This is a genomic window from Micromonospora sp. NPDC005252, from assembly GCF_042872475.1.
Taxonomy (GTDB): domain Bacteria; phylum Actinomycetota; class Actinomycetes; order Mycobacteriales; family Micromonosporaceae; genus Micromonospora.
In genome coordinates this window covers 83,490-106,291 of record NZ_JBIAKN010000010.1, presented here as the reverse complement: position 1 = coordinate 106,291, position 22,802 = coordinate 83,490, and the positions used below count along the sequence as shown (strand labels likewise).

The window sequence follows — 22,802 nt, the reverse complement described above, 5'->3', positions numbered from 1 at the left end:
GACTCCGGGCAGTCCCGGCCTTATCGAGGGAAGGAATCCATTGAGCGACACCACCGACGTGACGTCGGATGTTTCCAACGTCGCTGGCGATGCCACCGCTGCCGCTCCCGCCCGTCGTCGGCGCAGCGGCACCGGTCTGTCGGCGATGCTGCTGCCAGAGCTGCAGAGCCTGGCTGCGTCGCTCGGCATCTCCGGCACGGCTCGCATGCGCAAGGGTGAGCTGATCGCCGCGATCTCCGAGCGGCAGGGCGGCAACGCCGCCGGGACCCCTCGACCGCGAGCCGAGGTCGCGGCTGCGGCCGCTCCGGCCCGTGAGGAGGTGCGGGAGACCGTGGATCGCCCGGCGGCCGAGAGCCGCAGCACCGACCAGACGCCGGCCGAGCCGGCTACCGCGACCGAGGGCCGTGGCCGTACCCGGCGCAGCCGGACCGCCCCGGCCGAGTCCCGTACCGCCGAGGCCGGCACCTCTGAGCCGCGCGCCGCGGAGGCGCGTTCCTCCGAGGTCCGTTCCTCTGAGGTCCGTTCCGCTGAGGCCCGCACCGACGAGGTGGAGGCCGGCGAGCGGTCCGACCGTGGCGAGAACCGCCGCGACCGTGCCGAGCGCAGCGACCGTGCCGAGCGCAGCGACCGTGCCGAGCGCTCCGACCGCGGTGAGCGGGCCGAGCGCAACGATCGGGGCGAGCGTGCCGACCGTGGTGAGCGGGCCGACCGTGGTGAGCGGGCCGAGCGCAACGATCGGGGCGACCGCAACGATCGCGGCGAGCGCAACGATCGCGGTGAGCGGGCCGAGCGCAACGATCGGGGCGAGCGTGCCGACCGTGGCGAGCGGGCCGAGCGCAACGACCGGGGCGAGCGCGCCGAGCGCGCCGAGCGGGGCGAGCGCAACGACCGGGGCGAGCGCACCGAGCGCACCGACCGTTCGGAGCGCGCCGACCGCAACGACCGCGGCCAGCGTGTCGAGCGGGACAACGACGACGACGACGGTGAGGGCGGCGGTCGGCGTGGCCGGCGCAGCCGCTTCCGGGACCGTCGGCGTGGCCGTGGCGAGCGGGCGGAGACCGGTGGTGACACCGGTGGCCGTGAGCCGCAGGTCGGCGAGGACGACGTGCTCGTCCCCGTGGCCGGCATCATCGACGTGCTCGACAACTACGCCTTCGTGCGGACGACCGGTTACCTGGCCGGCCCGAACGACGTGTACGTCTCGATGTCCCAGATCAAGAAGTACGGTCTGCGCCGCGGTGACGCGATCACCGGCGCGGTGCGTGCGGCCCGCGAGGTCGGCAACACCGGTGACCAGCGGCGGGACAAGTACAACCCGCTGATGCGGCTGGACACGATCAACGGGATGGAGCCGGACGAGGCGCGGCGGCGGCCGGAGTTCTACAAGCTCACGCCGCTCTACCCGCAGGAGCGCCTGCGGCTGGAGACCGAGCCGCACATCCTGACCACCCGGGTCATCGACCTGGTCATGCCGATCGGCAAGGGCCAGCGGGCGCTCATCCAGTCGCCGCCGAAGGCGGGTAAGACGATGGTGCTCCAGGCGATCGCGAACGCGATCACCCGGAACAACCCGGAGTGCCACCTCATGGTGGTGCTGGTCGACGAGCGGCCCGAAGAGGTCACCGACATGCAGCGGTCGATCAAGGGCGAGGTCATCGCGGCCACGTTCGACCGTCCGCCGCAGGACCACACGACGGTGGCGGAGCTGGCCATCGAGCGGGCCAAGCGCCTGGTCGAGCTGGGTCACGACGTCGTCGTGCTGCTCGACTCGGTGACCCGGCTCGGTCGGTCGTACAACCTGGCGGCGCCGGCCAGCGGCCGGATCATGTCGGGTGGTATCGACTCCACCGCGCTCTACCCGCCGAAGCGCTTCCTCGGCGCGGCCCGCAACATCGAGAACGGCGGGTCGCTGACCATCATCGCCACGGCGCTGGTGGAGACCGGGTCCATGGCGGACACGGTCATCTTCGAGGAGTTCAAGGGCACCGGCAACGCCGAGTTGAAGCTGGACCGGAAGATCGCCGACAAGCGCACCTTCCCGGCCATCGACATCAACCCGTCCGGCACCCGGAAGGAAGAGGTCCTGCTCGCGCCCGAGGAGCTGGCCATCATCCACAAGCTCCGCAAGGTGCTGCACTCGCTGGACTCGCAGGCGGCGATGGATCTCCTGCTGGACCGGCTCAAGCAGTCCCGCACCAACATCGAGTTCCTGATGCAGATCGCGAAGTCGACGCCGGGGGAGTAACCGTTCCCGGTTGACCGACGACGAAGGGGCACGGCCATCGCGGCCGTGCCCCTTCGTCGTGTCCGCCCATCGTCCTTTGCTCTGCTTCAACCGGCGCAACACTTCGGGGCGCTTTGTGTTGCGTCCGTTGAAGCAGAGCAAAGGGGAACGAGAGGGAGCGGCCGGCCCTGCTCGCACGCCACCAGGGGGGGTTCAGCGGGGAGCCAGGAGCCGGGGTTGGCGGAATTTTCCTTCGGTTCAGTCGACAGGTCTTGAAACTTCTATTCACTGCCGGGTTGACTGTCGTCCATGCGTACCCGCAGACGATCCGCCCGCCGCACCGGTGTCCTGCTGCTGACGCCGCTGCTCGCCCTGGCCGTGTCGCCGCCGGCCACCGCCGCGCCGCCGGCACCGTCGGTGGCCACCCGGCCCGTGGCGTCGCCGCCCGCGCTCCCGGCCACCGCCGCCGAGGACGCACCGGCCGCGTCGTCCCACCCGGCCGACTCGGTCAGCCTCGCCGCCGACCCGACCGCCGCGACCGCCCCGACCGCCGCCGCTGGCGGACTGGAGCCGGCCGGCGGCCTGGAGACCACGAAGGCCACCCGTCCGGTCGCGCCGGGCGTGCAGCTCACCTCCTTCGACAGGTACGACGCCGATGGCTGGCTGCGCGCCGACGCGCTCACCACCGACCTGGCCGGCGGGTCCACGGTCGACTACGTCAACTCCGGCGCGGTCAGCCGGGCCGAGCCGCTGCGCAAGGCGGTGGACGACTCGCGGGCGGTCGCCGCGGTCAACGGCGACTTCTTCGACATCAACAACTCCGGGGCCGCGCAGGGCGTCGGCATCCGCGACGGCGAGCTGATCCAGTCGGCGGTCGGCGGTCACCGCAACGCCGTGGCGGTCACCGCCACCGGAATCGGTCGCGTGGTCGAGGTGAACTTCGACGGCAGCGCCACCCTGCCCACCGGGCCGGTGGCGCTGACCCAGTTCAACAACATGGTGCAGGCCGACGGCATCGGCGCGTTCACCGAGCTGTGGGGGACGTACTCCCGGCAGCGTGCCGTGGAGGGCGCGGCCCGGGTGGTCGAGGTGACAGTGACCGGCGGCCGGGTGGCCGCGGTGGCCGGCGTGGCCGGCAGCGGCCCGGTCGTCGCCGGCAGCACCGTGCTGCTCGGCCGCGACGCCGGCGCGGACGCGCTGGCCGGGCTGCACGTCGGTGACCCGGTCTCGGTGACCTGGCGACCGAAGTCGTCCGACGGGAGCGCCCTGCACGCGGCGGTCGGAGGTGGCAACGTCCTGGTCCGCGACGGCGTCGTGCAGAGCATCGCCGATGCGACCCTCGCCCCGCGTACGGCGGTCGGGTTCAGCGCCGACGGCCAGAAAATGATCATGCTGACCGTGGACGGCCGGCAGGTCGACAGCCGCGGCGTGACGCAGACCGAGATGGGCCGGATGATGGCCGAGCTGGGCGCCCGGGACGCGCTCAACCTCGACGGTGGCGGATCGTCGACGCTGCTGGCCCGGGAGCCGGGCGCGTCGGCCGTGCAGGTGGAGAACGGCCCCTCCGACGGCAGCGAACGGGCGGTGCCCAACGGCCTGGCCATCTACGCGCCGAAGGGCAGCGGCCGGCTCACCGGCTACTGGGTCGAGACGTCCAGCGATCCCACCGCCGCCCCGGGCGTCTCGCCGGTGCGCGGTGGCCGGCCCGACCGGGTCTTCCCCGGGCTGACCCGCACCCTCACCGCGGCCGGCTACGACGAGACGTACGGCCCGGCCGCGGGTGCGCCCACCTGGCGGGCCACCCCGGCGGCCCGGGGCCGCATCGACCGTGACGGGGTCTTCCACGCCGGCACGCCGGGAGCCAGCACGGTCACCGCCGCACGGGGTCGGGCGACCGGCTCGCTGGGCCTCACAGTCCTGGGCCCGCTGACCCGGCTCGGCACCACGGTGCCACGGATCGGGCTGACCGGCCAGGACGGCAACGCCCTGGTCGGGGTGGTCGGCTACGACGCCGAGGGCAACACCGCGCCGATCGAGCCGGCGGACCTCACCCTCGACTACGACCACGACCTGCTGCGGATCGCCCCGAGCCGGGACGGCAACCTCACCGTCACCGCGCTGCGCGACACCGGCTCCGCCCTGGTGACCGTCCGCGTCGGACGGACGAGCACCGTCCTGCCGGTCACGGTCGGGCTGACCGACGTGCCGGTCGCCGGCTTCGACGACGCGGCGTCCTGGCGGTTCAGCCAGGCCCGCGCCAGCGGCTCGGTCGCGCCGGCGCCGGGTCACACCGGCACCGGCCTGAAGATGTCGTACGACTTCAGCCAGTCCACCGGCACCCGGGCCGCGTACGCCGACCCGCCGGCCTGGATCGAGGTGCCCGGCCAGCCGCAGGCCTTCGGCATGTGGATTCACGGCAACGGCACCGGGGAGTGGCCGAGCCTGCACCTGCACGACGCGCAGGACACCCAGCACGTGCTGCGCGGCCCGCTGATCACCTGGACCGGCTGGCGGTACGTGGAGTTCGCGGTGCCGGCCGGGGTGCAGTACCCGGTACGGGTGCGCCGCTTCTACGTGGCCGAGACCAACGCCGCCGCGCAGTACACCAGCGAAGTGATCATCGATGACCTGGTGGCGAAGGTGCCGCCGACGGTCGACGTGCCGGCGGCGGCCCCGCGCACCGACCGGGTGGTGGTCCGCGACGGCACGGTGGACGGCGCGCCCTGGCGGTTCGCGGTGCTCTCCGACGCCCAGTTCGTCGCCGCCGACCCGGACAGCGACCTGGTCGCCCAGGCCCGGCGGACGCTGCGCGAGGTGAAGGCCGCCCGGCCGGACTTCCTGCTGATCAACGGTGACTTCGTGGACACCGCCTATCCGGCCGACTTCGCGCTGGCCCGGCGCATCCTCGACGAGGAGCTGAGCGACGCGCTGCCCTGGTACTACGTCCCCGGCAACCACGAGATCATGGGCGCCCCGATCAGCAACTTCGAGGCCGCGTTCGGCGCCACCTCGCGGGTGTTCGACCACGCCGGCACCCGGTTCGTCACGCTGAACTCGTCCAGCGGGACGCTGCGTGGTGGCGGCTTCGACCAGGTGCGGATGCTGCGCGAGACGCTGGACGCGGCGGCCGCCGACCCGCGCGTCGGCTCGGTCGTCGTCCTGCACCACCACCCGGCGCGTGACCCGAGCCCGGCGCAGGCCAGCCAGCTCGGCGACCGCAAGGAGGCGGCGCTGCTGGAGCAGTGGCTGGCCGACTTCCAGCACCGCACCGGCAAGGGCGCGCTGTTCGTGGGCGGGCACGTCGGCACCTTCCACGCCGACCGGGTCGACGGGGTGCCCTACGTGATCAACGGCAACTCGGGCAAGACGCCGTCGACCCCCGCCGACCAGGGCGGCTTCACCGGCTGGACGGAGTTCGGTGTGGACCCGGTCACCCCGGCCGAGGCCGACCGGGCCCGTCGCGACCCGTTCGCCGAGGGGCCCCGCTGGGTGGACGCGGAGTTCCACGCGCACACCGACCGGCTGACGCTCGCCGCACCGGCCAACGTCGCGGTCGGCGCCCCGGCGGCGGTCACCGCCACGCTCACCCAGCCCGGCGGCCGTACGGTCCCGGTGGCCGCTCCCGTCAGCGCCGACTGGACCGCCTCGCCGAACCTGCACATCGGCTCGGCGGCCGGCGTGCGCCCGTGGCACACCGCCCGCTTCGACCCCGCCACCGGCACCCTGACCGCACTGCGCCCCGGCGCACCCGTACGCCTGAGCGTCACCGTCAACACCATCCGCGCCGAAGCCACCATCTCGCTCATCCGGTGAGCGCCTAGCAGGGCCCTTCCCCGCCGAAGGGCCCTGCTCGCGCTCAGAAGTCGCCGTCGGCCACCTGGAAGACGGTGAGGCCGAGGGCTCGCCACATCTGCACCACCTGGACGCGGTCGTCGAAGACGCCGGCCACCCGGTAACGGTCCCGGATCTCCCGGTCGTAGATCTCCCGCTTCACGATCGAGTCCTTCCGGGAGTCGCCGACGGCCCGCAGGTGCAGGCCGAGGTAGGGGACCCGGACGTGCCGGGCCAGCCACGCCTCGGTGGCCGCGCGGGCGGAGGCGTCCCTCCCGGAGCAGAAGACCACCCCGTACCCGGCCGCGTGCATCGCCCGGACCGCCGCGATCACCGCCGTGTTCGGCTCGTCCTCGCCCACCCGGGTCATGTCGTACGGGCTGCGGGACACGGCCAGCGCGACGGTGCCGTCGATGTCCACCAGGACGATCTCGGGTGGCTCGGTCGACGGCGGGTGCACGACGGCGGGGCGCCCGGTGCGGGCCTGCGGCACCGGCAACGGCAGGGTCCGCCCCTCGAGGTACCGCTCGTGCAGCCGACGGATGGCCTCGGCCCCGACCTGTTCGGCCGCCGGGCGGGCGGCGTCGCGGCGCAGGCATTCGGCAAGCGGCACGTCGGTGAAGTCGTGCACCTCGAAATCCGCGCCGTGGCGGACGGCCAACTCGGCCCAGTCGCGCAGCGTCCGCGAGCGCAGGTTGGTGTCGTCCACGCAGACGTCCGCCCGGGCCCGCAGCAACGCCTCGACCTGGGCCCGCTGTACGACGGTCACCTGGGCCTCGGCCCACTGGGTGAAGAGCCGCTCGCCGTGCAGCATCCGGCGCAGGTCGTCCCGGTTGACCCGGACGACGGACGGCTGAAGCGTGCGGGCGAACGTCGTCTTGCCCGAGGCGGGCAGTCCCCGGGTGGCGATCAGGCGGGTCATCGGCGGCGCACCTTCGGCTCGGCGTGCGTACCCCCGGCGGGGTACCCGGCGGTGGTCCGCCGGGTGGGCGAATGCCCTGTCGGGCGGTGGGAATGCGGACGGGGAGGCACGTGTTGACGATGCCGGACGAGGTGTGCGGCCCGCTTACCGGGTCGGCTCCGGCCCATGGCACACTGGTCAATCGGCCACCGGTTCCGGTTCACGCCCGAGCCCGTCGCGTACGGCGCGACGAGCGATGACGGCGACCCGGCGACCACCAACGAGAGGACCGAGGCGAGATGAAGGCAAACATCCACCCGGAGTACGTGACCACCGAGGTCAGCTGCTCCTGTGGCAACACGTTCACGACCCGCAGCACCGCCAAGGGCGGGGCGATCCACGTCGAGACCTGCAGCGCCTGCCACCCGTTCTACACCGGTAAGCAGCGCGTTCTCGACACCGCCGGCCGGGTCGCGAAGTTCCAGCAGAAGTACGCCAAGGTTCAGGCCAAGAAGGCCAAGTAACTCCCCGTTCGGCGCCCGCGTCCGGTTTTCCACCGGACGCGGGCGCCGTCCGCGTTTCGCCTGTTTCCACGCGCCGTCGGCTCTCGGGGCCGGCCCGGTGTCGCACCGTCGAAGGAGCATCCGCAGCATGAGCAGCGAGCGTCTGGCCGGCCTCCTCGACGAGTACGCGGAGCTGGAGAAGCGGCTGGCCGACCCGGCCATCCACGCCGACCAGGCCACCGCGCGCCGGGTGGGCCGCCGGTACGCCGAGCTGGTGCCGCTGCACAAGGCCGCCGGTGAGCTGGAGCAGGCGCGCGCCGACCTGGCCGCGGCCCGCGAGCTGGCTGCCGAGGATCCCTCGTTCGCGGCCGAGACCGAGGCGATCGCGGCGTCCCTGCCGGTGCTGGAGGAGCGCCTCGCCGAGCTGCTCATCCCGCGTGACCCGCACGACGCCAAGGACGTGATCGTCGAGATCAAGGCCGGTGAGGGCGGCGAGGAGTCGGCGCTGTTCGCCGGCGACCTGCTGCGGATGTACACCCGGTACGCCGAGCGGCACGGCTGGATCACCGAGGTGATCGACGCGCAGGACTCGGATCTCGGCGGCGTCAAGGACGTGTCGCTGTCGATCAAGACCAAGGGCGTGCCCGAGGGTGGGAACGGCGTCTGGTCGCGGCTGAAGTGGGAGGGCGGCGTGCACCGGGTGCAGCGCGTCCCGGTCACCGAGTCGCAGGGCCGGATCCACACCAGCGCGGCCGGGGTGCTGGTTCTCCCCGAGGCCGAGGACGTCGACGTCACCATCGACGCCAACGAGCTGCGCATCGACGTGTTCCGGTCGTCCGGGCCGGGCGGCCAGTCGGTGAACACCACCGACTCGGCGGTACGGATCACCCACCTGCCGACCGGCATCGTCGTCTCCTGCCAGAACGAGAAGTCCCAGTTGCAGAACCGGGAGCAGGCGATGCGGATCCTGCGGGCCCGGCTGCTCGCCGCCGCCCAGGAGCAGGCCGACGCCGCCGCCTCGGACGCCCGCAAGGCGCAGGTACGCACCGTGGACCGCTCGGAGCGGATCCGCACGTACAACTTCCCGCAGAACCGGATCACCGACCACCGGATCGGCTACACCGCCTACAACCTGGATCTGGCGCTCGCCGGCGACCTGGACGGGGTGCTGGACGCCCTGGCCGAGGCCGACCGCGCCGCCCGGCTGGCCGGCGACACCGAACTGACGCGCCGCTGACCGTACCGCCGGCCTGCGCGGCCGCGACCCCGGTCGATCATGGAGTTGTGGTGGGGAGATTGTCGCGTCGTGGGCCTTTTGTGGGGGACCACAAGTCCTTGATCGACCCCGTAAGGGGGGTCAGCTCGCGCGGGGGCGTGACTTCGCGCGCAGCATCTCCCGGTCGGCCTGCTCGAATGCGACGCTGAGCGCGTCGCGCAGCCCGCCGCCGCCGGAGACCTCCGCGAAGCCGATGCTCACCCCGACCGGGGTGCCCGGCACCAGGGACTCCCAGTCCTCGTTGCGCACCGCCGCCTCGATCCGGCGGGCCACCTCGGCGGCCTCGGTCATGCCGGTCTCCGGGAGCACCACCACGAACTCGTCCCCGCCGTAGCGGGCCACGAAGTCACCCCGGCGCATCACCCGGTTGATCACCCCGGCGATGCGTTGCAGCACCAGGTCGCCGGAGTGGTGCCCGTGGCGGGTGTTGACCGCCTTGAAGCCGTCCAGGTCGCAGACGCCGATGACCACCCGCTCGCCCCGGGTGACGACAGCGGTGATGTACCTCTCCAGCCTGCGCCGGTTGGGCAGCCCGGTGAGCGGGTCGGTCAGCGCCTCGCCCTCGTACCGGGCCGCCTCCCGCCGCATCTCCTCGTGGTCGATCCGGGCGGCGATGCCGTCGATGTAGACGTCGCGCAGCCGGTCGTTGCGTTGCGCGGCGAGCCGGAACGCCAGCCGGTCCGCCCGGTGCGCCGCCGGGTGGTCGCCAGCGCGGGCCAGCGCGATGCTGCGCAGCCGGGCCGGCTCGGCCGCGCCGAGCGTCTCGGTGGACACCCGGATGGTGTCCAGCCGCGCGACCGCCTCGATGGGCCGACCGTCCGCGACGGCCAGGCAGACCATGCCGAGCTGTCGCATGTCCCGCGCCCGGGCGCTGTCCCCGCCGTGGCTGAGCAGGTGGGACGGCTGGGTCTCGCCGGTCGGCTCCAGCGGGTCGCCGAGCGCTGCCTGACGTGCCGCCGAGTATCCGTACGCGGCGAGGCTGCTCGGGCGCAGCCGGCCGGCCCGCCCACTGCGGACGAACCGGGCCAGATCGGCCGCGACGTCCCGCAGCACCCGCAGGCAGCCGTCGCTGTCCCCGTTGTGGTCCAGTGCCACCGCGTTGCGCAGCCGGATGCCCGGTGCGGCGAACGTCTCCTCCGGGATGCCGGCGGTCAACCCGAGCTGCCGCGCGCGTTCGATCGCGCCCAGGGCGTAGCCGTGGAAGCTGAGGTAGCTGTAGGCCATCGCGAGGTCGTGCCAGCCCCACGCGGTGTCCCGGTCCGGGTCCTCCACGGCGCCGAGCGCCCGGGCGGCCTTGACGAGGTGGGTGACGCAGCGGTCCAGCGCGCCCTGATGGTGCGCGGCGAGCGCGGCCAGCGCGTTGAGGTGCCCGTGCAGGTAGGGCTCGGCGAGATCGCGAACGGCCGCCGACGCCTCCTCGATCGCCCGGGTGAACTCCGCCGTCCGACCGAGATTGATCAGCGCGGAGAGGCGCTGCACCAGGGCGTCCGCACGGGCGGCCGGGTCGGTGGTGGTGCCGATCACCCGCTCCAGCAACGCGTACGACTCCGCCGAGCGACTTGCTTCTTGCAAAGCCCGCGCCTGCGTGAGGGTGTCAACCTGGTCATCGACCCGGTCGAGCCAGCCCACCCACAACCTCCTGCCGTGTGCGTCTTGCCGCACCCGTTCGTCGCGTCGTCCGTGACGCCTCATGATTGTCGCGTGACCACTCTGCCGCAACACCCCCCCGAAGGGACAGGACGTACCCGTCCGTCCGCCGCGGTCGCCCGCGCGGCGCGGGCGCTCGCCGCCGCCGGGGTGGGCCCGGCGCGCGTGGAGGCCGAGCTGCTGGCGGCGTACGTGCTGGGGGTGCCCCGGGGTCGGCTGGCGCTCGCCGACGACCTGGACGACGCCCAGCTGGCCCGGCTCGACGAGCTGGTCGGCCGCCGCGCCGGTCGGGAGCCGTTGCAGCACCTGACCGGTCGGGCCGGATTCCGGCATCTGGAGCTGGCGGTCGGTCCGGGCGTCTTCGTGCCCCGCCCGGAGACGGAGCTGCTGGCGGGCTGGGGTGTCGAGCAGGGCCGGGGCAGACCCGAGCCGCTGATCGTGGATCTGTGCAGCGGCACCGGCGCGATCGCCCTGGCGGTGGCGCAGGAGCTGCCCGGGGCGCGGGTGATCGCGGTCGAGCGGTCCGCGGCGGCGTTGGCGTGGCTGCGCCGCAACGCGGCCGAGCGGGCCGCCGCGGGCGACCGGCCGATCGAGGTGGTCGAGGCCGACGTGACGGCGCCGGACCTGCTGGCGCACCTGGTGGGGCGGGTGGACGTGCTGCTCTGCAACCCGCCGTACGTGCCGGTGGAGGTGGTGGTGCCGCCGGAGGTGGCCGCGCACGATCCGGCGGAGGCGGTCTTCGGCGGCATGGACGGTCTGGCGGTGATCCGACCGGTGATCATCCGGGCGGCGGCGCTGCTGCGCCCCGGCGGCGTCATCGGGGTCGAGCACGACGACACGCACGACGTGGCGGTCCCGGCGTTGTTCGCCTCCGACGGCCGGTTCGCGGCCGTCACGGAGCATCTGGACCTCACCGGCCGCCCTCGCTACGCCACCGCGTCCCGACGGGCGGACGGCCAGCACACCGCGCCCGGGCCGGCGTGGCAGACTGACTCCTCGTGATGCTCTACGACTGTCGATCGCCCGCCGATCGGGACCGCGGCATCGCTGCGGCCATCGAGGCGGTCAAGAACGGCGAGCTGGTCGTCCTCCCGACGGACACCGTCTACGGGATCGGCGCGGACGCGTTCACGCCCTACGCGGTCAAGGCGCTGCTGGACGCGAAGGGCCGGGGCCGGCAGATGCCGCCGCCGGTGTTGATCGGTTCGCGCCACACCCTGGACGGGTTGGTCTTCTCGCTGCCCACGGCAGCACGGGACCTGGTGGAGGCGTTCTGGCCGGGTGCGCTGACCATCGTGGTCGAGCACTCGCCGAGCCTCCAGTGGGACCTGGGCGACAAGACGGGCACGGTGGCGGTGCGGATGCCGCTGCACCCGGTGGCCCTGGAGGTGCTGCGGGAGACCGGCCCGATGGCGGTCTCCTCGGCCAACAAGACCGGCCAGCCGGCGGCGGTGACCGCCGAGGAGGCACGTGACCAGCTCAGCTACTCGGTGCGCGCGTACCTGGAGGCCGGGCCCTGCCCGGATCCGGTGCCGAGCACGATCGTGGACCTGACCGGCGAGGTGCCGCAGTTGCTGCGGGCCGGCGCGATCCCGCTGGAGAAGCTGCGCGACGTCGTCCCGGATCTTCTCGACGTCCAGGGGGCCTGAGTGCCCCCGTTCACCGTCCTGCACGTCTGCATGGGCAACATCTGTCGTTCGCCGATGGCCGAGCGACTGCTCGCCCTCGCGGTGCGGGAGCGGTTGGCCCGGCGTGCGCAGGACCCGGCCGCCGCCGAGGAGTTGGTGCACAGCCACAGCGCCGGCACCGGCGGCTGGCACGCGGGCGAGGAGATGAACCCGCCGGCGGCGCGACAGGTCATCGACCGTGGCGGCGCCGTCGAGGGGTTCGCGGCGCGCAAGCTGCGCTCGGACCACATCGACGCCGCCGACCTGGTCCTGACGGCCACGGCCGACCAGCAGGAGTACGTGGTCGCGCTCCGTCCGGACGCGGCGGCCCGCACCTTCGTGCTGGGTGAGTTCGGCCGGCTGCTCGCCGCGGTGGACGCCGCCGCGTTGCCGGCGGCCGAAGCCACCCCGGAGGCGGTGTACGCCCGGGGCGTGGCCCTGGTGGCGGCGGCGCACGACAACCGGCTGGGCGCCTCCGCGCTGCCCACCGACGATCTCGACGATCCCTGGGGTCGCGGCGACCAGTGCTTCACCCGGGTCGCGGACGAGATCGAGGAGACGGTCCACCCGCTGGCCGCCGCGCTGCTGCCCTGAGCGACCTGCGAGTTTCCTCCGGGTTTGGGGAAAACCAGGGGCGAAAGGGGTGTTCCGGGTCATTCTGAACGGGTCCTAGCGTGACCGGCTCCTGCGGGGAGAGCTGATGATCCGGGCCCGACTCGACAAACTGCTGACCGTGGTGATCGCCGGCGTGCTGGCCGGACTGGTGCTGGCCGGAGCCGCCCTACCCGCGGCCCTGGTCTTCGGAATTGGCTTCAGCGCCCTGTCCACGCCCTACTCGGAGCTGCCCAGCACGCTGCGCACGCCGCCCACCGCCCAGCGCTCCAACCTCTACGCCAACGACGGCACCACCCTGATCACGTCCTTCTACCAGGAGGACCGGGTGGACGTTCCGCTGCGTGAGGTCGCCCCGGTGATGCGGCAGGCCATCGTGGCCGCCGAGGACGTCCGGTTCTACCAGCACAGCGGGGTGGACCTGCGCGGTGTGGTGCGCGCCTTCACGGTGAACAAGCGTGACGGCAGGACCCGGCAGGGCGCCTCCACCCTGACCATGCAGTACGTCCGCAACGTGCTCAGCAGCGACCCTCGGCTGACCGAGCGGCAGCGCCAGGCGGCCACCGAGGTCACCACCGCCCGCAAGCTCCAGGAGATGCGGTACGCGCTGGCGCTGGAGCGGGAGCTGAGCAAGGAGGACATCCTCACCCGCTATCTCAACATCGCCTACTTCGGGGCCGGGGCGTACGGGATCGGGGCGGCCAGCAAGCGCTACTTCTCCCGCTCGCCGGCCGAGTTGACCCTGGCCCAGGCCGCGCTGCTGGCCGGGCTGGTCCGCTCGCCGGACAGCGACGACCCGATCAACGGGGACGCCGACAGCGCCCTGGGCCGACGGACGTACGTGCTCGAGCGGCTGGTCGAGACCGGTCAGGTGTCGGCCGACGCGGCGGCGGCGGCGCAGGCCGAGCCGTTGCAACTGCGACCCAGCGAGACGCCGAACGACTGCACGGGGGTGCCCGACGGGCACAACGACTGGGGCTTCTTCTGCGACTGGTTCACCCGCTGGTGGAGCAGCCAGTCGGCGTTCGGGTCGAGTGCCGACGAGCGGCGACGCACGTTGCGCCGGGGCGGCTTCTCCATCGTCTCGTCGCTGGACCCGGCGGTGCAGCGGGCCACCACCGAGCAGGTGCTGAAGATCTACCGCCTGACCGACGCGCGGGCGGTGCCCACCGCCGTGGTGCAGCCCGGCACCGGCCGGGTGCTGGCGATGTCGGTGAACCGCACCTACAGCGTCGCGGCCAACCCGGTCGGGCAGAAGAACCATCCGAACACGGTCAACCAGCTCGTCGCCGGCGGCGGGGCCATCGAGGGCTACCAGGGCGGCTCGACGTTCAAGCTCTTCGCCATGCTGGCCGCGCTGGAGTCCGGCCTGCCGCTGTCGACCGAGTTCACGGCGCCGACCCAACTGCTCACCCGGTTCCCGGTGACGGGGGCGGGAAGCTGCGACGGCCGCTGGTGCCCGTCGAACGCCAGTCCCTCGTCGATGAACGGCCCCCGCACCATGTGGACCGCGTTCGGCCGGTCGGTGAACACGTACTTCGCGTGGCTGACCGAGCGGGTCGGCGCCGACCGGGTGGTGGAGATGGCCGAGCGGCTGGGCATCGTGCTGCGGGCCGACTCCGACGAGCGGCTGGCCCGCTACGGCGCGAAGGACTGGGGCCCGTTCACCCTGGGCGTGGCCGCGACGACCCCGCTGGACCTGGCGACGGCGTACGCCACGGTGGCGGCCGAGGGGACCTGGTGCGCGCCGCTGCCGGTGGTCTCGATCAGCGACTCGGCCGGCCGGCCGGTGGACGCCGCCAAGCCGGACTGTCGACAGGTGCTCGACACCGACGTGGCGCGGGCGGCGGCGGACGCGGCCCGCTGCCCCGTGGGCGACCAGTCGATGTACGGGCGGTGCGACGGCGCCACCGCGCCCGACCTGCGTTCCCAGCTGGGCCGCCCGGTGGCCGGCAAGACCGGCAGCTCCGAGCGGTACGAGACGGAGACGGTGGTGGCCTTCACCCCGCAGTTGGCGGTCGCCTCGATGGCGGCCAACCCCGACGACCCGCGGGACGCGGTCGGTCAGGCGGTGCAGGCCCGGATGGCGACCGCGGTGGGGGAGGTGCTCGGCGCCGCCCTCCGCGACCAGCCGGTACGCGACTTCGTCCCGCCCAGCGAGCGCGCCGCGTTCCAGGTCACCGGGGCCCGCACCGGCAACTGACCCGTCCGAGGCGGGGTGGTCAGGAGGCCTGTTCGGCGTTGCGGGCGATGTTGCGGGCCATGCCGCCGAAGACCACCGCGTGGAACGGGGCCACCGACCCCCAGTAGGCGTGTCCGGCCAGCCCGCGGGGCAGGAAGACCGCGCGCTGCTGGTAGCGGCTGCGTCCGTTGTCGACCGGCAGCGCCCGCATCTCCAGCCAGGCGCGGCCGGGCAGTCGCATCTCCGCGCGCAGCCGCAGCAGCTCGCCCGGGACGATCTCCTCCACCCGCCAGAAGTCCAGCGCCTCGCCGACCTGGAGGCGGTGCGGGTCACGCCGGCCCCGCCGCAGCCCCACCCCGCCGACCAGCCGGTCCAGCCAGCCGCGTACCGACCAGGCGAGGGGGAACGAGTACCAGCCGTGCTCGCCGCCGACGCCCTCGATGACCCGCCAGAGCGCCGCCGGTGACGCGTCCACCGTGCGCTCCCGGACGTCGGTGTACGCGGTGCCACCGGACCAGTCCGGGTCGGTGGGCAGCGGCTCGGCCGGCGCGTCCGGACCGCTCGCGGTGGACCAGCGGGTCTCCACCTGGGCGTCGCGCACCTTGGCCAGCGCCAACGCCACCGCGTCGTCGAAGCCGGTGAGGCCGTCCGGTGGGTCGGGCACGTACCGGGCGATGTCGTGTTCGTGTGCCACGGCCTCGTGGATCAGGCTCTCCACCAGTGGGCGGGCGATCGTGTTCGGCACCGGGGTGATCAGCCCGACCCAGTGCGAGGACAGCGACGGGGTGAGCGGGCGGACCGGCACGATGATCCGCCGGCGCAGGCCGGCCACCCGGGCGTAGCGCTGCATCATGTCGCGGAAGGTGAGCACGTCCGGCCCGCCGATGTCGAAGCCGCGACTGACCTCGGGCGGCAGCGTGGTGCAGCCGGCCAGGTAGCGCAGCACGTCGCGGACCGCGATCGGCTGGATCCGGTTGCGGACCCACCGGGGGGTGACCATGGCGGGCAGCCGCTCGGTCAGGTAGCGCAGCATCTCGAACGACGCCGACCCGGACCCGATGATCACCGCGGCGCGGAGCACCGCCGTGGGCACCCCGCTGGCCAGCAGGATCCGACCCACCTCGGCCCGGGACCGCAGGTGCGGGGAGGGGACCTCGGCGTCGGCCGCCGGCTCCGGGCCGCCCAGATACACGATCCGGCGTACGCCGGCCGCGCTGGCGGCAGTCGCGAAGTTGGTCGCCGCCTCCCGGTCGGCGGCCTCGAAGTCCGCTCGGCCCAGCGAGTGCACCAGGAAGTACGCGACGTCGACGTCGGCGAACGCGGCGGGCAGCGTCTCCGGGCGGCTCAGGTCGCCCTCGACGATCTCGGCCGCCGCGGCCCAGGGCACGTCGCGCAGCCGCACCGCCTTGCGGGCGAGGCAGCGCACGGTGTGCCCGTCGGCGAGCAGCAGCGGTGTCAGCCGCCCGCCGATGTATCCGGTGGCTCCGGTGACGAGGCATCTCACGACTCCCAGTCTGCGGCCCCCTAGACTCGTTCGCTGTGGAGACCGAGACGAGCACCTTCTGGGGGCCGGATTTCGCGCAGCTCAGGGCCACCGATCCGGAGATCGCCGGGGTGGTCCTCGGCGAGCTGGACCGGTTGCGCGGTGGCCTGCAGCTCATCGCCAGCGAGAACCTGACCTCGCCGGCGGTGCTGGCCGCGCTCGGCTCGACGCTGACCAACAAGTACGCCGAGGGCTACCCGGGCCGGCGCTACTACGGCGGCTGCGCCGAGGTGGACCGGGCCGAGGAGATCGGCATCGCCCGCGCCAAGGAGCTGTTCGGGGCCGAGCACGCCAACCTCCAGCCGCACTCGGGGGCGAGCGCCAACCTGGCCGCGTACGCCGCGCTGGTGCAGCCGGGGGACACGGTGCTGGCGATGGACCTGCCGCACGGCGGGCACCTCACCCACGGCAGCCGGGTGAACTTCTCCGGCAAGTGGTTCCACCCGGTCGGTTACCCGGTCCGCCCGGACACCGAGCTGATCGACTACGACGAGGTACGCGACCTGGCCCGGGCACACCGGCCCAAGCTGATCATCTGTGGCGCGACCGCGTACCCCCGGTTGATCGACTTCGCCCGGTTCCGGGAGATCGCAGACGAGGTCGGCGCGTACCTGATGGTGGACGCCGCGCACTTCATCGGCCTGGTCGCCGGCCGGGCCATTCCGTCCCCGGTGCCGTACGCCGACGTCGTCTGCGCGACCACCCACAAGGTGCTCCGCGGTCCGCGCGGCGGCATGATCCTCTGCCGCGAGTCGCTGGCCCAGCGGATCGACAAGGCGGTCTTCCCGTTCACCCAGGGCGGCCCGCTCATGCACGCGGTGGCGGCCAAGGCGGTCGCGCTGCGCGAGGCCGCCCAGCCCGAGTTCCAGACGTACGCCCGCCAGGTGGTCAGCAACGCCCAGGCCCTCGCGGCCGGGCTGGCCGACGAGGGGATGCGCCCGGTGTCCGGCGGCACCGACACCCACCTGGCCCTGATCGACCTGCGGGAGCTGGGGGTGACCGGCGCGCAGGCCGAGGCCCGGTGCGACGCCGTCGCGATCACGCTCAACAAGAACGCCATCCCGTACGACCCGCAGCCGCCGCTGGTGGCCTCCGGCATCCGGGTGGGCACGCCGAGCGTCACCACCCAGGGGATGCGCGAGGGTGAGCTGCGGCAGGTGGCTGCCCTGATCGCCCGCGCGGTGCGCACGGACCCGGGCGCACCGGGTGGCGCCGGCGCGCTGACCCGGCTCGGCGCCGAGGTGGCCGAGCTGGCCGCGGCCTTCCCGGCGTACCCCCGTGGCTGAGCCCGGGGTGCTCGAGCCCGCCGCCGACCGGCGGTGGCGGTTGCGGCACCTGCCGGTGCTGCTGGGCGCGTCGCTGGCGCTGGCCGTGGTCGCGGCGGTCGTCGGTGCGGTGACCGGCGGCGCGACGGCGGCGTTCGGCGCGGCGGTCGGGGTGGGCGTCACGGTGCTCAGCTACACGCTGACCACGGTGGTGCTGGCCCGGGCCGACCAGGTCAACCCGCAGCTGCTGCTGCCGCTCGGCGTGGGTCTGTACGTGCTGAAGTTCACCCTGTTGGGTGTCGTGCTGGTGGCGGTGGCCGCAACCGGCTGGCCCGGGTTGATTCCTCTTTGCCTCGGCATCGTCGCCGGGGTGGCAGTGTGGACAGCGGTGCACCTCTGGTGGCTGACCAGGGTGTACGCCCGCCGGCCACGGGACTGACCCGGCGATCGGCCGGCCCGCCGTCCCAACCAGCGGACGCGCCGCAATGTGTCGGCCTCCGGTCATTTTCCGACGGGCGGAAGGGGAGTAGCGTGCCCACAGACGACGGCGCCCACGAGATGCCCACACAACGATGGTTGTGCGGGGGGTGAGGCACAGCCTCGTCTTCCCGGCTGATATCGTTCGCCCCGTCATGGCTGATGACCAAACCCCCCGCCCCGCCGGTGAACCGGACGACTATCCGTCCGGCGCCGGTCAGGGTTGGACCGCGCTCAGCTACCTCGTCGGAGGCATGCTCGTGTGGGGTTTCATCGGCTGGCTGGTCGACCAGTGGCTCGACACCGGTGGCGTCGCCACCGGGATCGGCTTCGTGCTCGGCATGGCCGGGGGAGTCATCCTGGTCATCCGCCGACTCGGCACGCCTACTTAGGAAGGGACGCGGTGTTCGGACAGGCGAACGTCCTGGCAGCGGGCCAGGCGGAATTCCCACCCAGTGTGGAGGACTTCTACCTGCCCAGCATCCTGCCCTGGGGTGCACACGACTCGTACTGGGTCACCAAGTTCACCTTGATGATCTGGATCGCGGTTGGTGTGCTGATCATCTTCTTCCTGGCTACCTACCGGAACCCGAAGCTGGTCCCGACCAAGAAGCAGTGGTTCGCCGAGTCGATCTACGGCTTCGTGCGCAACAACATCTCGGTCGACATGATCGGTCACCAGGGTGTGCGGTTCGCTCCGTACTTCACCACGCTGTTCTGCTTCGTGCTGGTGACGAACGCGTTCGCGATCATCCCGTTGTTCCAGATCTCACCGAACTCGCACATCGCCTTCCCGGCGATCCTCGCGGTGATCAGCTACGTGCTGTTCAACTACATCGGCATCCGGCACCACGGGTTCGGCAAATACTTCAAGCACGCCCTGATCCCGCCGGCACCCTGGTACATCCTGCCGCTGCTGATTCCGATCGAGGCGTTCTCGACCTTCATCATCCGGCCGTTCTCGCTGGCCGTCCGTCTCTTCGCGAACATGTTCGCCGGCCACATGCTCCTGCTGGTCTTCACGCTCGGCGGCTTCGCGATGCTCAACGCCAACGCCTGGCTGGCACCGGTCTCGGTGGTCTCCTGGGTGATGACCGTGGCGCTGACCCTGCTCGAGGCACTGGTCATCGTCCTGCAGGCCTACGTCTTCACGGTGCTGAGCGCCAGCTACATCCAGGGCGCGCTCGCCGAAGAGCACTGATCCACGCACCAACCGTTGTCGTCCCGCGTGAGAGTCACGCGTGATAACCAGGAGGAACCACTAATGGACGTTCTCGCCGCGGTAAATGGCAGCACCGCCGCCATCGGCTACGGTCTCGCGGCCATCGGCCCGGGCATCGGCGTCGGCCTGGTCTTCGCCGCCTACATCCAGTCGACCGCCCGGCAGCCGGAGTCGTCCCGGATGACCCTGCCGTACGTCTGGATCGGCTTCGCCGTCATCGAGGCGCTCGCGCTGTTCGGCATCGCCTTCGGCTTCATCTGGGCCAAGTAGTACCCGCCCCTCGACCGGGAGGTCACCATGTTCAACCTTGCCGCTGAGGGTGGTGAGTCCAGCCACAACCCGATCATTCCGATCGGGCAGGAGATCGTGGTCGGCACGATCGCCTTCGCCGTGCTCTGCTTCGTGCTGATGAAGTTCGTCTTCCCGCGGATGGAGCAGACGTTCCAGGCTCGGGTCGACGCGATCGAGGGCGGCATCAAGCGCGCCGAGGCCGCCCAGGCCGAGGCGAACCAGCTGCTCGAGCAGTACCGTGCCCAGCTCGCTGAGGCCCGCACCGACGCCGCGAAGATCCGTGACGACGCGCGGGCCGACGCCGAGGGGATCCGGCAGGACATCCTCGCCAAGGCGCGGGAAGAGTCCGACCGGGTCATCCAGGCGGGCAAGGACGCACTCGCCGCCGAGCGGGCCACCATCGTGCGCGAGCTGCGCGCGGAGGTCGGCACGATCGCGGTGGACCTGGCCAGCAAGATCGTCGGTGAGTCGCTGGCCGACGAGGCGCGACGCAAGGGCACCGTCGACCGGTTCCTGAGCGGCCTCGAGAGCACGGGGGCCCGCTGATGCAGGCCGCCAGCCGGGAGTCGTACAAGGTCGCGGCCGAGCGCCTCGACGCGTACGTCCGCGGCGCGGAGCCGTCGGCGGTGGCCTCCACCGCCGACGCCATCCTCTCCGTGGCGACCCTGCTGCGGCGTGAGCCGCGGCTGCGCCGCGCGCTGTCCGAGCCGGCTCGTTCCGGCACGGACCGCGGCGCTCTGCTCGGCGACATGCTGGGTGGGCGGATCGGCGCGGACGCGCTCGACCTGCTCGTGGTGCTGGTGTCCGGCCGTTGGTCGGCACCGTCGGAGCTGCTCGACGGCGCCGAGCGCCTGGGGGTGGAGGCGCTGCTGGCCAGCGCCGACTCCGCCGGCGAGCTGGGCGAGGTCGAGGACGAGCTGTTCCGCTTCGGTCAGGTCGTGACGGGTCAGTCGGCGCTGAACAACGCGTTGGCCGACCCGGCCGCCCCGGTCGAGCGGCGGGCCACCCTGGCCCGTGAGCTGCTCGCCGACAAGGCCCACCCGGTCACCGTCCGCCTCGTCGAGGTGGCGCTGAGCGGGTTCGGCGGACGCTCCTTCATCGGGGCGCTCACCCGGCTGGTGGAGCTCGCCGCCGAGCGGCGGGACCGGCAGGTGGCCTACGTGACCGTCGCCGCCCCCTTGAGTGACTCCGACGAGCGCCGACTGGGTGCGAGCCTCGCCGCGATATACGGTCGAGAGGTCTCCGTCAAGCAGACGGTGGACCCCCACGTCCTGGGTGGCGTGAGCGTGCGGGTCGGCTCCGACCTGTACGACGGCACGATCCTGCGCCGCCTCAACGAGACCCGCAACGCGCTCGCGAAGCGCTGATCGGCTTCGCCGCCCAGCGGCTGAGCGGCTCCGCCGCCCAGCGTTGGGGTGGCTTCGCCGCTCAGCGCCCGGATTGACAGACGCCATTCGGACCGGTTGGTACTAGGTATCCCGGGCCCCTGAATTTTAAGGAAGCAGAGGATGGCCGAGCTGACCATCTCGACGGAGGAGATCCGCGGCGCCCTGGAGCGCTACGTCTCTTCCTACTCGTCCGACGTCTCCCGCGAGGAGGTCGGCACCGTCGCCGACACCGGTGACGGTATCGCCCACGTCGAGGGCCTGCCCTCGACCATGACCAACGAGCTCCTGGAGTTCGAGGACGGCACGCTCGGCGTGGCGTTGAACCTCGACGTCCGGGAAATCGGTGTCGTCGTTCTCGGTGACTCCGCCAAGTTGGAGGAGGGGCAGCGCGTCAAGCGCACCGAGCGGGTTCTCTCCGTTCCGGTCGGCGACGCCTTCCTCGGCCGTGTGGTCGACGCGCTCGGCCAGCCCATCGACGGGCTCGGTGACATCGCCAACGAGGGCTTCCGCGAGCTGGAGCTGCAGGCTCCGAACGTGATGGCCCGCCAGTCGGTGTTCGAGCCGCTGCAGACCGGCATCAAGGCCATCGACGCGATGACCCCGATCGGTCGGGGTCAGCGTCAGCTGATCATCGGTGACCGCAAGACCGGCAAGACCACGGTCGCCCTGGACGCCATCCTCAACCAGCGGGACAACTGGCGCACCGGCGACCCGAAGAAGCAGGTCCGCTGCATCTACGTCGCCATCGGCCAGAAGGCCTCCACGATCGCCTCGATCAAGGGGCAGCTGGAGGAGGCGGGCGCGATGGAGTACACGACCATCGTCGCCTCGCCGGCCTCCGACCCGGCCGGCTTCAAGTACCTGGCCCCGTACACCGGCTCGTCCATCGGGCAGCACTGGATGTACGGCGGCAAGCACGTCCTGATCGTCTTCGACGACCTGAGCAAGCAGGCCGAGGCGTACCGGGCCGTGTCGCTGCTGCTGCGTCGCCCGCCGGGCCGTGAGGCGTACCCGGGTGACGTCTTCTACCTGCACTCCCGCCTGCTGGAGCGCTGCGCGAAGCTCTCCGACGAGCTGGGTGGCGGCTCGATGACCGGCCTGCCGATCATCGAGACGAAGGCCAACGACATCTCGGCCTTCATCCCGACCAACGTCATCTCGATCACCGACGGCCAGATCTTCCTGGAGACCGACCTGTTCAACCAGGGCGTCCGTCCGGCGATCAACGTCGGCACCTCGGTCTCCCGGGTCGGTGGCGCCGCGCAGGTGAAGCCGATGCGCAAGGTCGCCGGTTCGCTGCGGCTCAACCTGGCCCAGTACCGCGAGCTGGAGGCGTTCGCCGCCTTCGCCTCCGACCTGGACCGGGCCTCCCGGGCCCAGCTCGACCGTGGTGTCCGGCTGGTCGAGCTGCTCAAGCAGCCGAACTACTCGCCGTACCCGGTGCAGGACGAGGTCGTCTCGGTCTGGGCCGGCGTCGAGGGCAAGCTGGACGACATCCCGGTGGGTGAGATCCGGCGCTTCGAGGCCGAGTTCCTCCAGTACCTGCGGCACAAGCACGAGGGCGTGCTGGCCGGTATCGCCGACAACCAGTGGGGCGACGACATCGTCAGCTCGCTGGACGCGGCGATCACCGAGTTCAAGCAGGTCTTCCTCGGCAAGGAGGACGAGCGCAAGGTCAACGACGCGCCGGCCGCGCCGCTGGAGGGTGACGAGAACCGCGAGACGGTCACCCGCTTCCGCGACGGCACGACCGACCGCCCGGCCGAGAGCTGA

Annotated in this window: 19 protein-coding genes; 16 read left to right on the top strand and 3 right to left on the bottom strand. The window is 72.4% G+C overall.

Going from position 1 to position 22,802, the window contains the following annotated elements; genetic code table 11:
• The first annotated feature begins 40 nt into the window (after positions 1–40).
• A complete protein-coding gene (gene rho, locus ACFYPH_RS24915) occupies positions 41–2,245 on the top strand; it encodes a transcription termination factor Rho (RefSeq protein ID WP_387185006.1) in 2,205 nt (734 codons plus the stop codon).
• A gap of 288 nt (positions 2,246–2,533) precedes the next feature.
• Positions 2,534–6,037, top strand: a complete 3,504-nt coding sequence (locus ACFYPH_RS24910; protein ID WP_387185003.1) for a phosphodiester glycosidase family protein — start codon at positions 2,534–2,536, stop codon at positions 6,035–6,037.
• A 43-nt stretch (positions 6,038–6,080) separates the two neighbouring features.
• Here ACFYPH_RS24910 and ACFYPH_RS24905 read toward each other — a convergent pair whose 3' ends face one another.
• Positions 6,081–6,977, bottom strand: a complete 897-nt coding sequence (locus ACFYPH_RS24905) for an AAA family ATPase (RefSeq protein ID WP_354861483.1) — start codon at positions 6,975–6,977, stop codon at positions 6,081–6,083.
• A 278-nt stretch (positions 6,978–7,255) separates the two neighbouring features.
• On the opposite strand from ACFYPH_RS24905, the gene rpmE reads away from it, so the two are divergent.
• Positions 7,256–7,480 carry a 50S ribosomal protein L31 gene (gene rpmE, locus ACFYPH_RS24900; RefSeq protein ID WP_007464546.1) on the top strand — a complete coding sequence of 75 codons (225 nt, stop codon included), beginning with the start codon at positions 7,256–7,258 and terminating at the stop codon, positions 7,478–7,480.
• 127 nt (positions 7,481–7,607) lie between these two features.
• Positions 7,608–8,696, top strand: coding sequence for a peptide chain release factor 1 (gene prfA, locus ACFYPH_RS24895; RefSeq protein ID WP_354861485.1), 1,089 nt, complete (start codon positions 7,608–7,610; stop codon positions 8,694–8,696).
• A gap of 120 nt (positions 8,697–8,816) precedes the next feature.
• Here prfA and ACFYPH_RS24890 read toward each other — a convergent pair whose 3' ends face one another.
• Positions 8,817–10,364, bottom strand: coding sequence for a GGDEF domain-containing protein (locus tag ACFYPH_RS24890; protein ID WP_355063560.1), 1,548 nt, complete (start codon positions 10,362–10,364; stop codon positions 8,817–8,819).
• 72 nt (positions 10,365–10,436) lie between these two features.
• Here ACFYPH_RS24890 and prmC point away from each other — a divergent pair, with 72 nt between their 5' ends.
• From prmC to ACFYPH_RS24870, 4 genes are all read left to right on the top strand, one after another.
• Positions 10,437–11,384 carry a peptide chain release factor N(5)-glutamine methyltransferase gene (prmC, locus tag ACFYPH_RS24885; RefSeq protein ID WP_387184998.1) on the top strand — a complete coding sequence of 316 codons (948 nt, stop codon included), beginning with the start codon at positions 10,437–10,439 and terminating at the stop codon, positions 11,382–11,384.
• Positions 11,384–12,031, top strand: coding sequence for an L-threonylcarbamoyladenylate synthase (locus ACFYPH_RS24880; RefSeq protein ID WP_234588740.1), 648 nt, complete (start codon positions 11,384–11,386; stop codon positions 12,029–12,031). Before prmC ends, ACFYPH_RS24880 begins: the two co-directional genes overlap by 1 nt.
• Positions 12,032–12,643 carry a phosphotyrosine protein phosphatase gene (locus ACFYPH_RS24875; protein WP_354861489.1) on the top strand — a complete coding sequence of 204 codons (612 nt, stop codon included), beginning with the start codon at positions 12,032–12,034 and terminating at the stop codon, positions 12,641–12,643.
• A gap of 106 nt (positions 12,644–12,749) precedes the next feature.
• Entirely contained in the window at positions 12,750–14,864 is a 2,115-nt protein-coding gene (locus ACFYPH_RS24870; RefSeq protein ID WP_387184995.1) for a transglycosylase domain-containing protein, read from the top strand.
• Positions 14,865–14,883: 19 nt separating this feature from the next.
• On the opposite strand, the gene ACFYPH_RS24865 is transcribed toward ACFYPH_RS24870, so the two are convergent.
• Positions 14,884–16,347, bottom strand: a complete 1,464-nt coding sequence (locus ACFYPH_RS24865) for an SDR family oxidoreductase (protein ID WP_387184992.1) — start codon at positions 16,345–16,347, stop codon at positions 14,884–14,886.
• A gap of 35 nt (positions 16,348–16,382) precedes the next feature.
• Here ACFYPH_RS24865 and glyA point away from each other — a divergent pair, with 35 nt between their 5' ends.
• The 8 genes from glyA (at position 16,383) to atpA (ending at position 22,802) form a co-directional block, all read left to right on the top strand.
• Positions 16,383–17,672: a serine hydroxymethyltransferase gene (glyA, locus tag ACFYPH_RS24860; RefSeq protein WP_387184989.1), complete on the top strand. Its 1,290-nt coding sequence runs from the start codon at positions 16,383–16,385 to the stop codon at positions 17,670–17,672.
• A complete protein-coding gene (locus tag ACFYPH_RS24855; protein ID WP_354861496.1) occupies positions 17,665–18,090 on the top strand; it encodes a hypothetical protein in 426 nt (141 codons plus the stop codon). The genes glyA and ACFYPH_RS24855 overlap by 8 nt, the downstream gene beginning before the upstream one ends.
• A 193-nt stretch (positions 18,091–18,283) precedes the next feature.
• The gene (locus tag ACFYPH_RS24850; RefSeq protein ID WP_266245732.1) at positions 18,284–18,520 is read left to right on the top strand and encodes an AtpZ/AtpI family protein; all 237 of its coding nucleotides are present in this window, start codon (positions 18,284–18,286) and stop codon (positions 18,518–18,520) included.
• Between the two features lie 11 nt (positions 18,521–18,531).
• Positions 18,532–19,329 (top strand): F0F1 ATP synthase subunit A, encoded by a 798-nt coding sequence (gene atpB, locus ACFYPH_RS24845; protein ID WP_007464525.1) that lies wholly within the window; start codon positions 18,532–18,534, stop codon positions 19,327–19,329.
• Positions 19,330–19,392: 63 nt separating this feature from the next.
• Positions 19,393–19,620: an ATP synthase F0 subunit C gene (locus ACFYPH_RS24840; RefSeq protein ID WP_007464523.1), complete on the top strand. Its 228-nt coding sequence runs from the start codon at positions 19,393–19,395 to the stop codon at positions 19,618–19,620.
• A 27-nt stretch (positions 19,621–19,647) separates the two neighbouring features.
• On the top strand, positions 19,648–20,187 hold the full coding sequence (locus ACFYPH_RS24835; protein WP_354861498.1) for a F0F1 ATP synthase subunit B: 540 nt from the start codon (positions 19,648–19,650) through the stop codon (positions 20,185–20,187).
• A complete protein-coding gene (locus ACFYPH_RS24830) occupies positions 20,187–21,008 on the top strand; it encodes a F0F1 ATP synthase subunit delta (protein WP_355063553.1) in 822 nt (273 codons plus the stop codon). Before ACFYPH_RS24835 ends, ACFYPH_RS24830 begins: the two co-directional genes overlap by 1 nt.
• A gap of 141 nt (positions 21,009–21,149) precedes the next feature.
• A complete protein-coding gene (atpA, locus tag ACFYPH_RS24825; RefSeq protein WP_354862470.1) occupies positions 21,150–22,802 on the top strand; it encodes a F0F1 ATP synthase subunit alpha in 1,653 nt (550 codons plus the stop codon).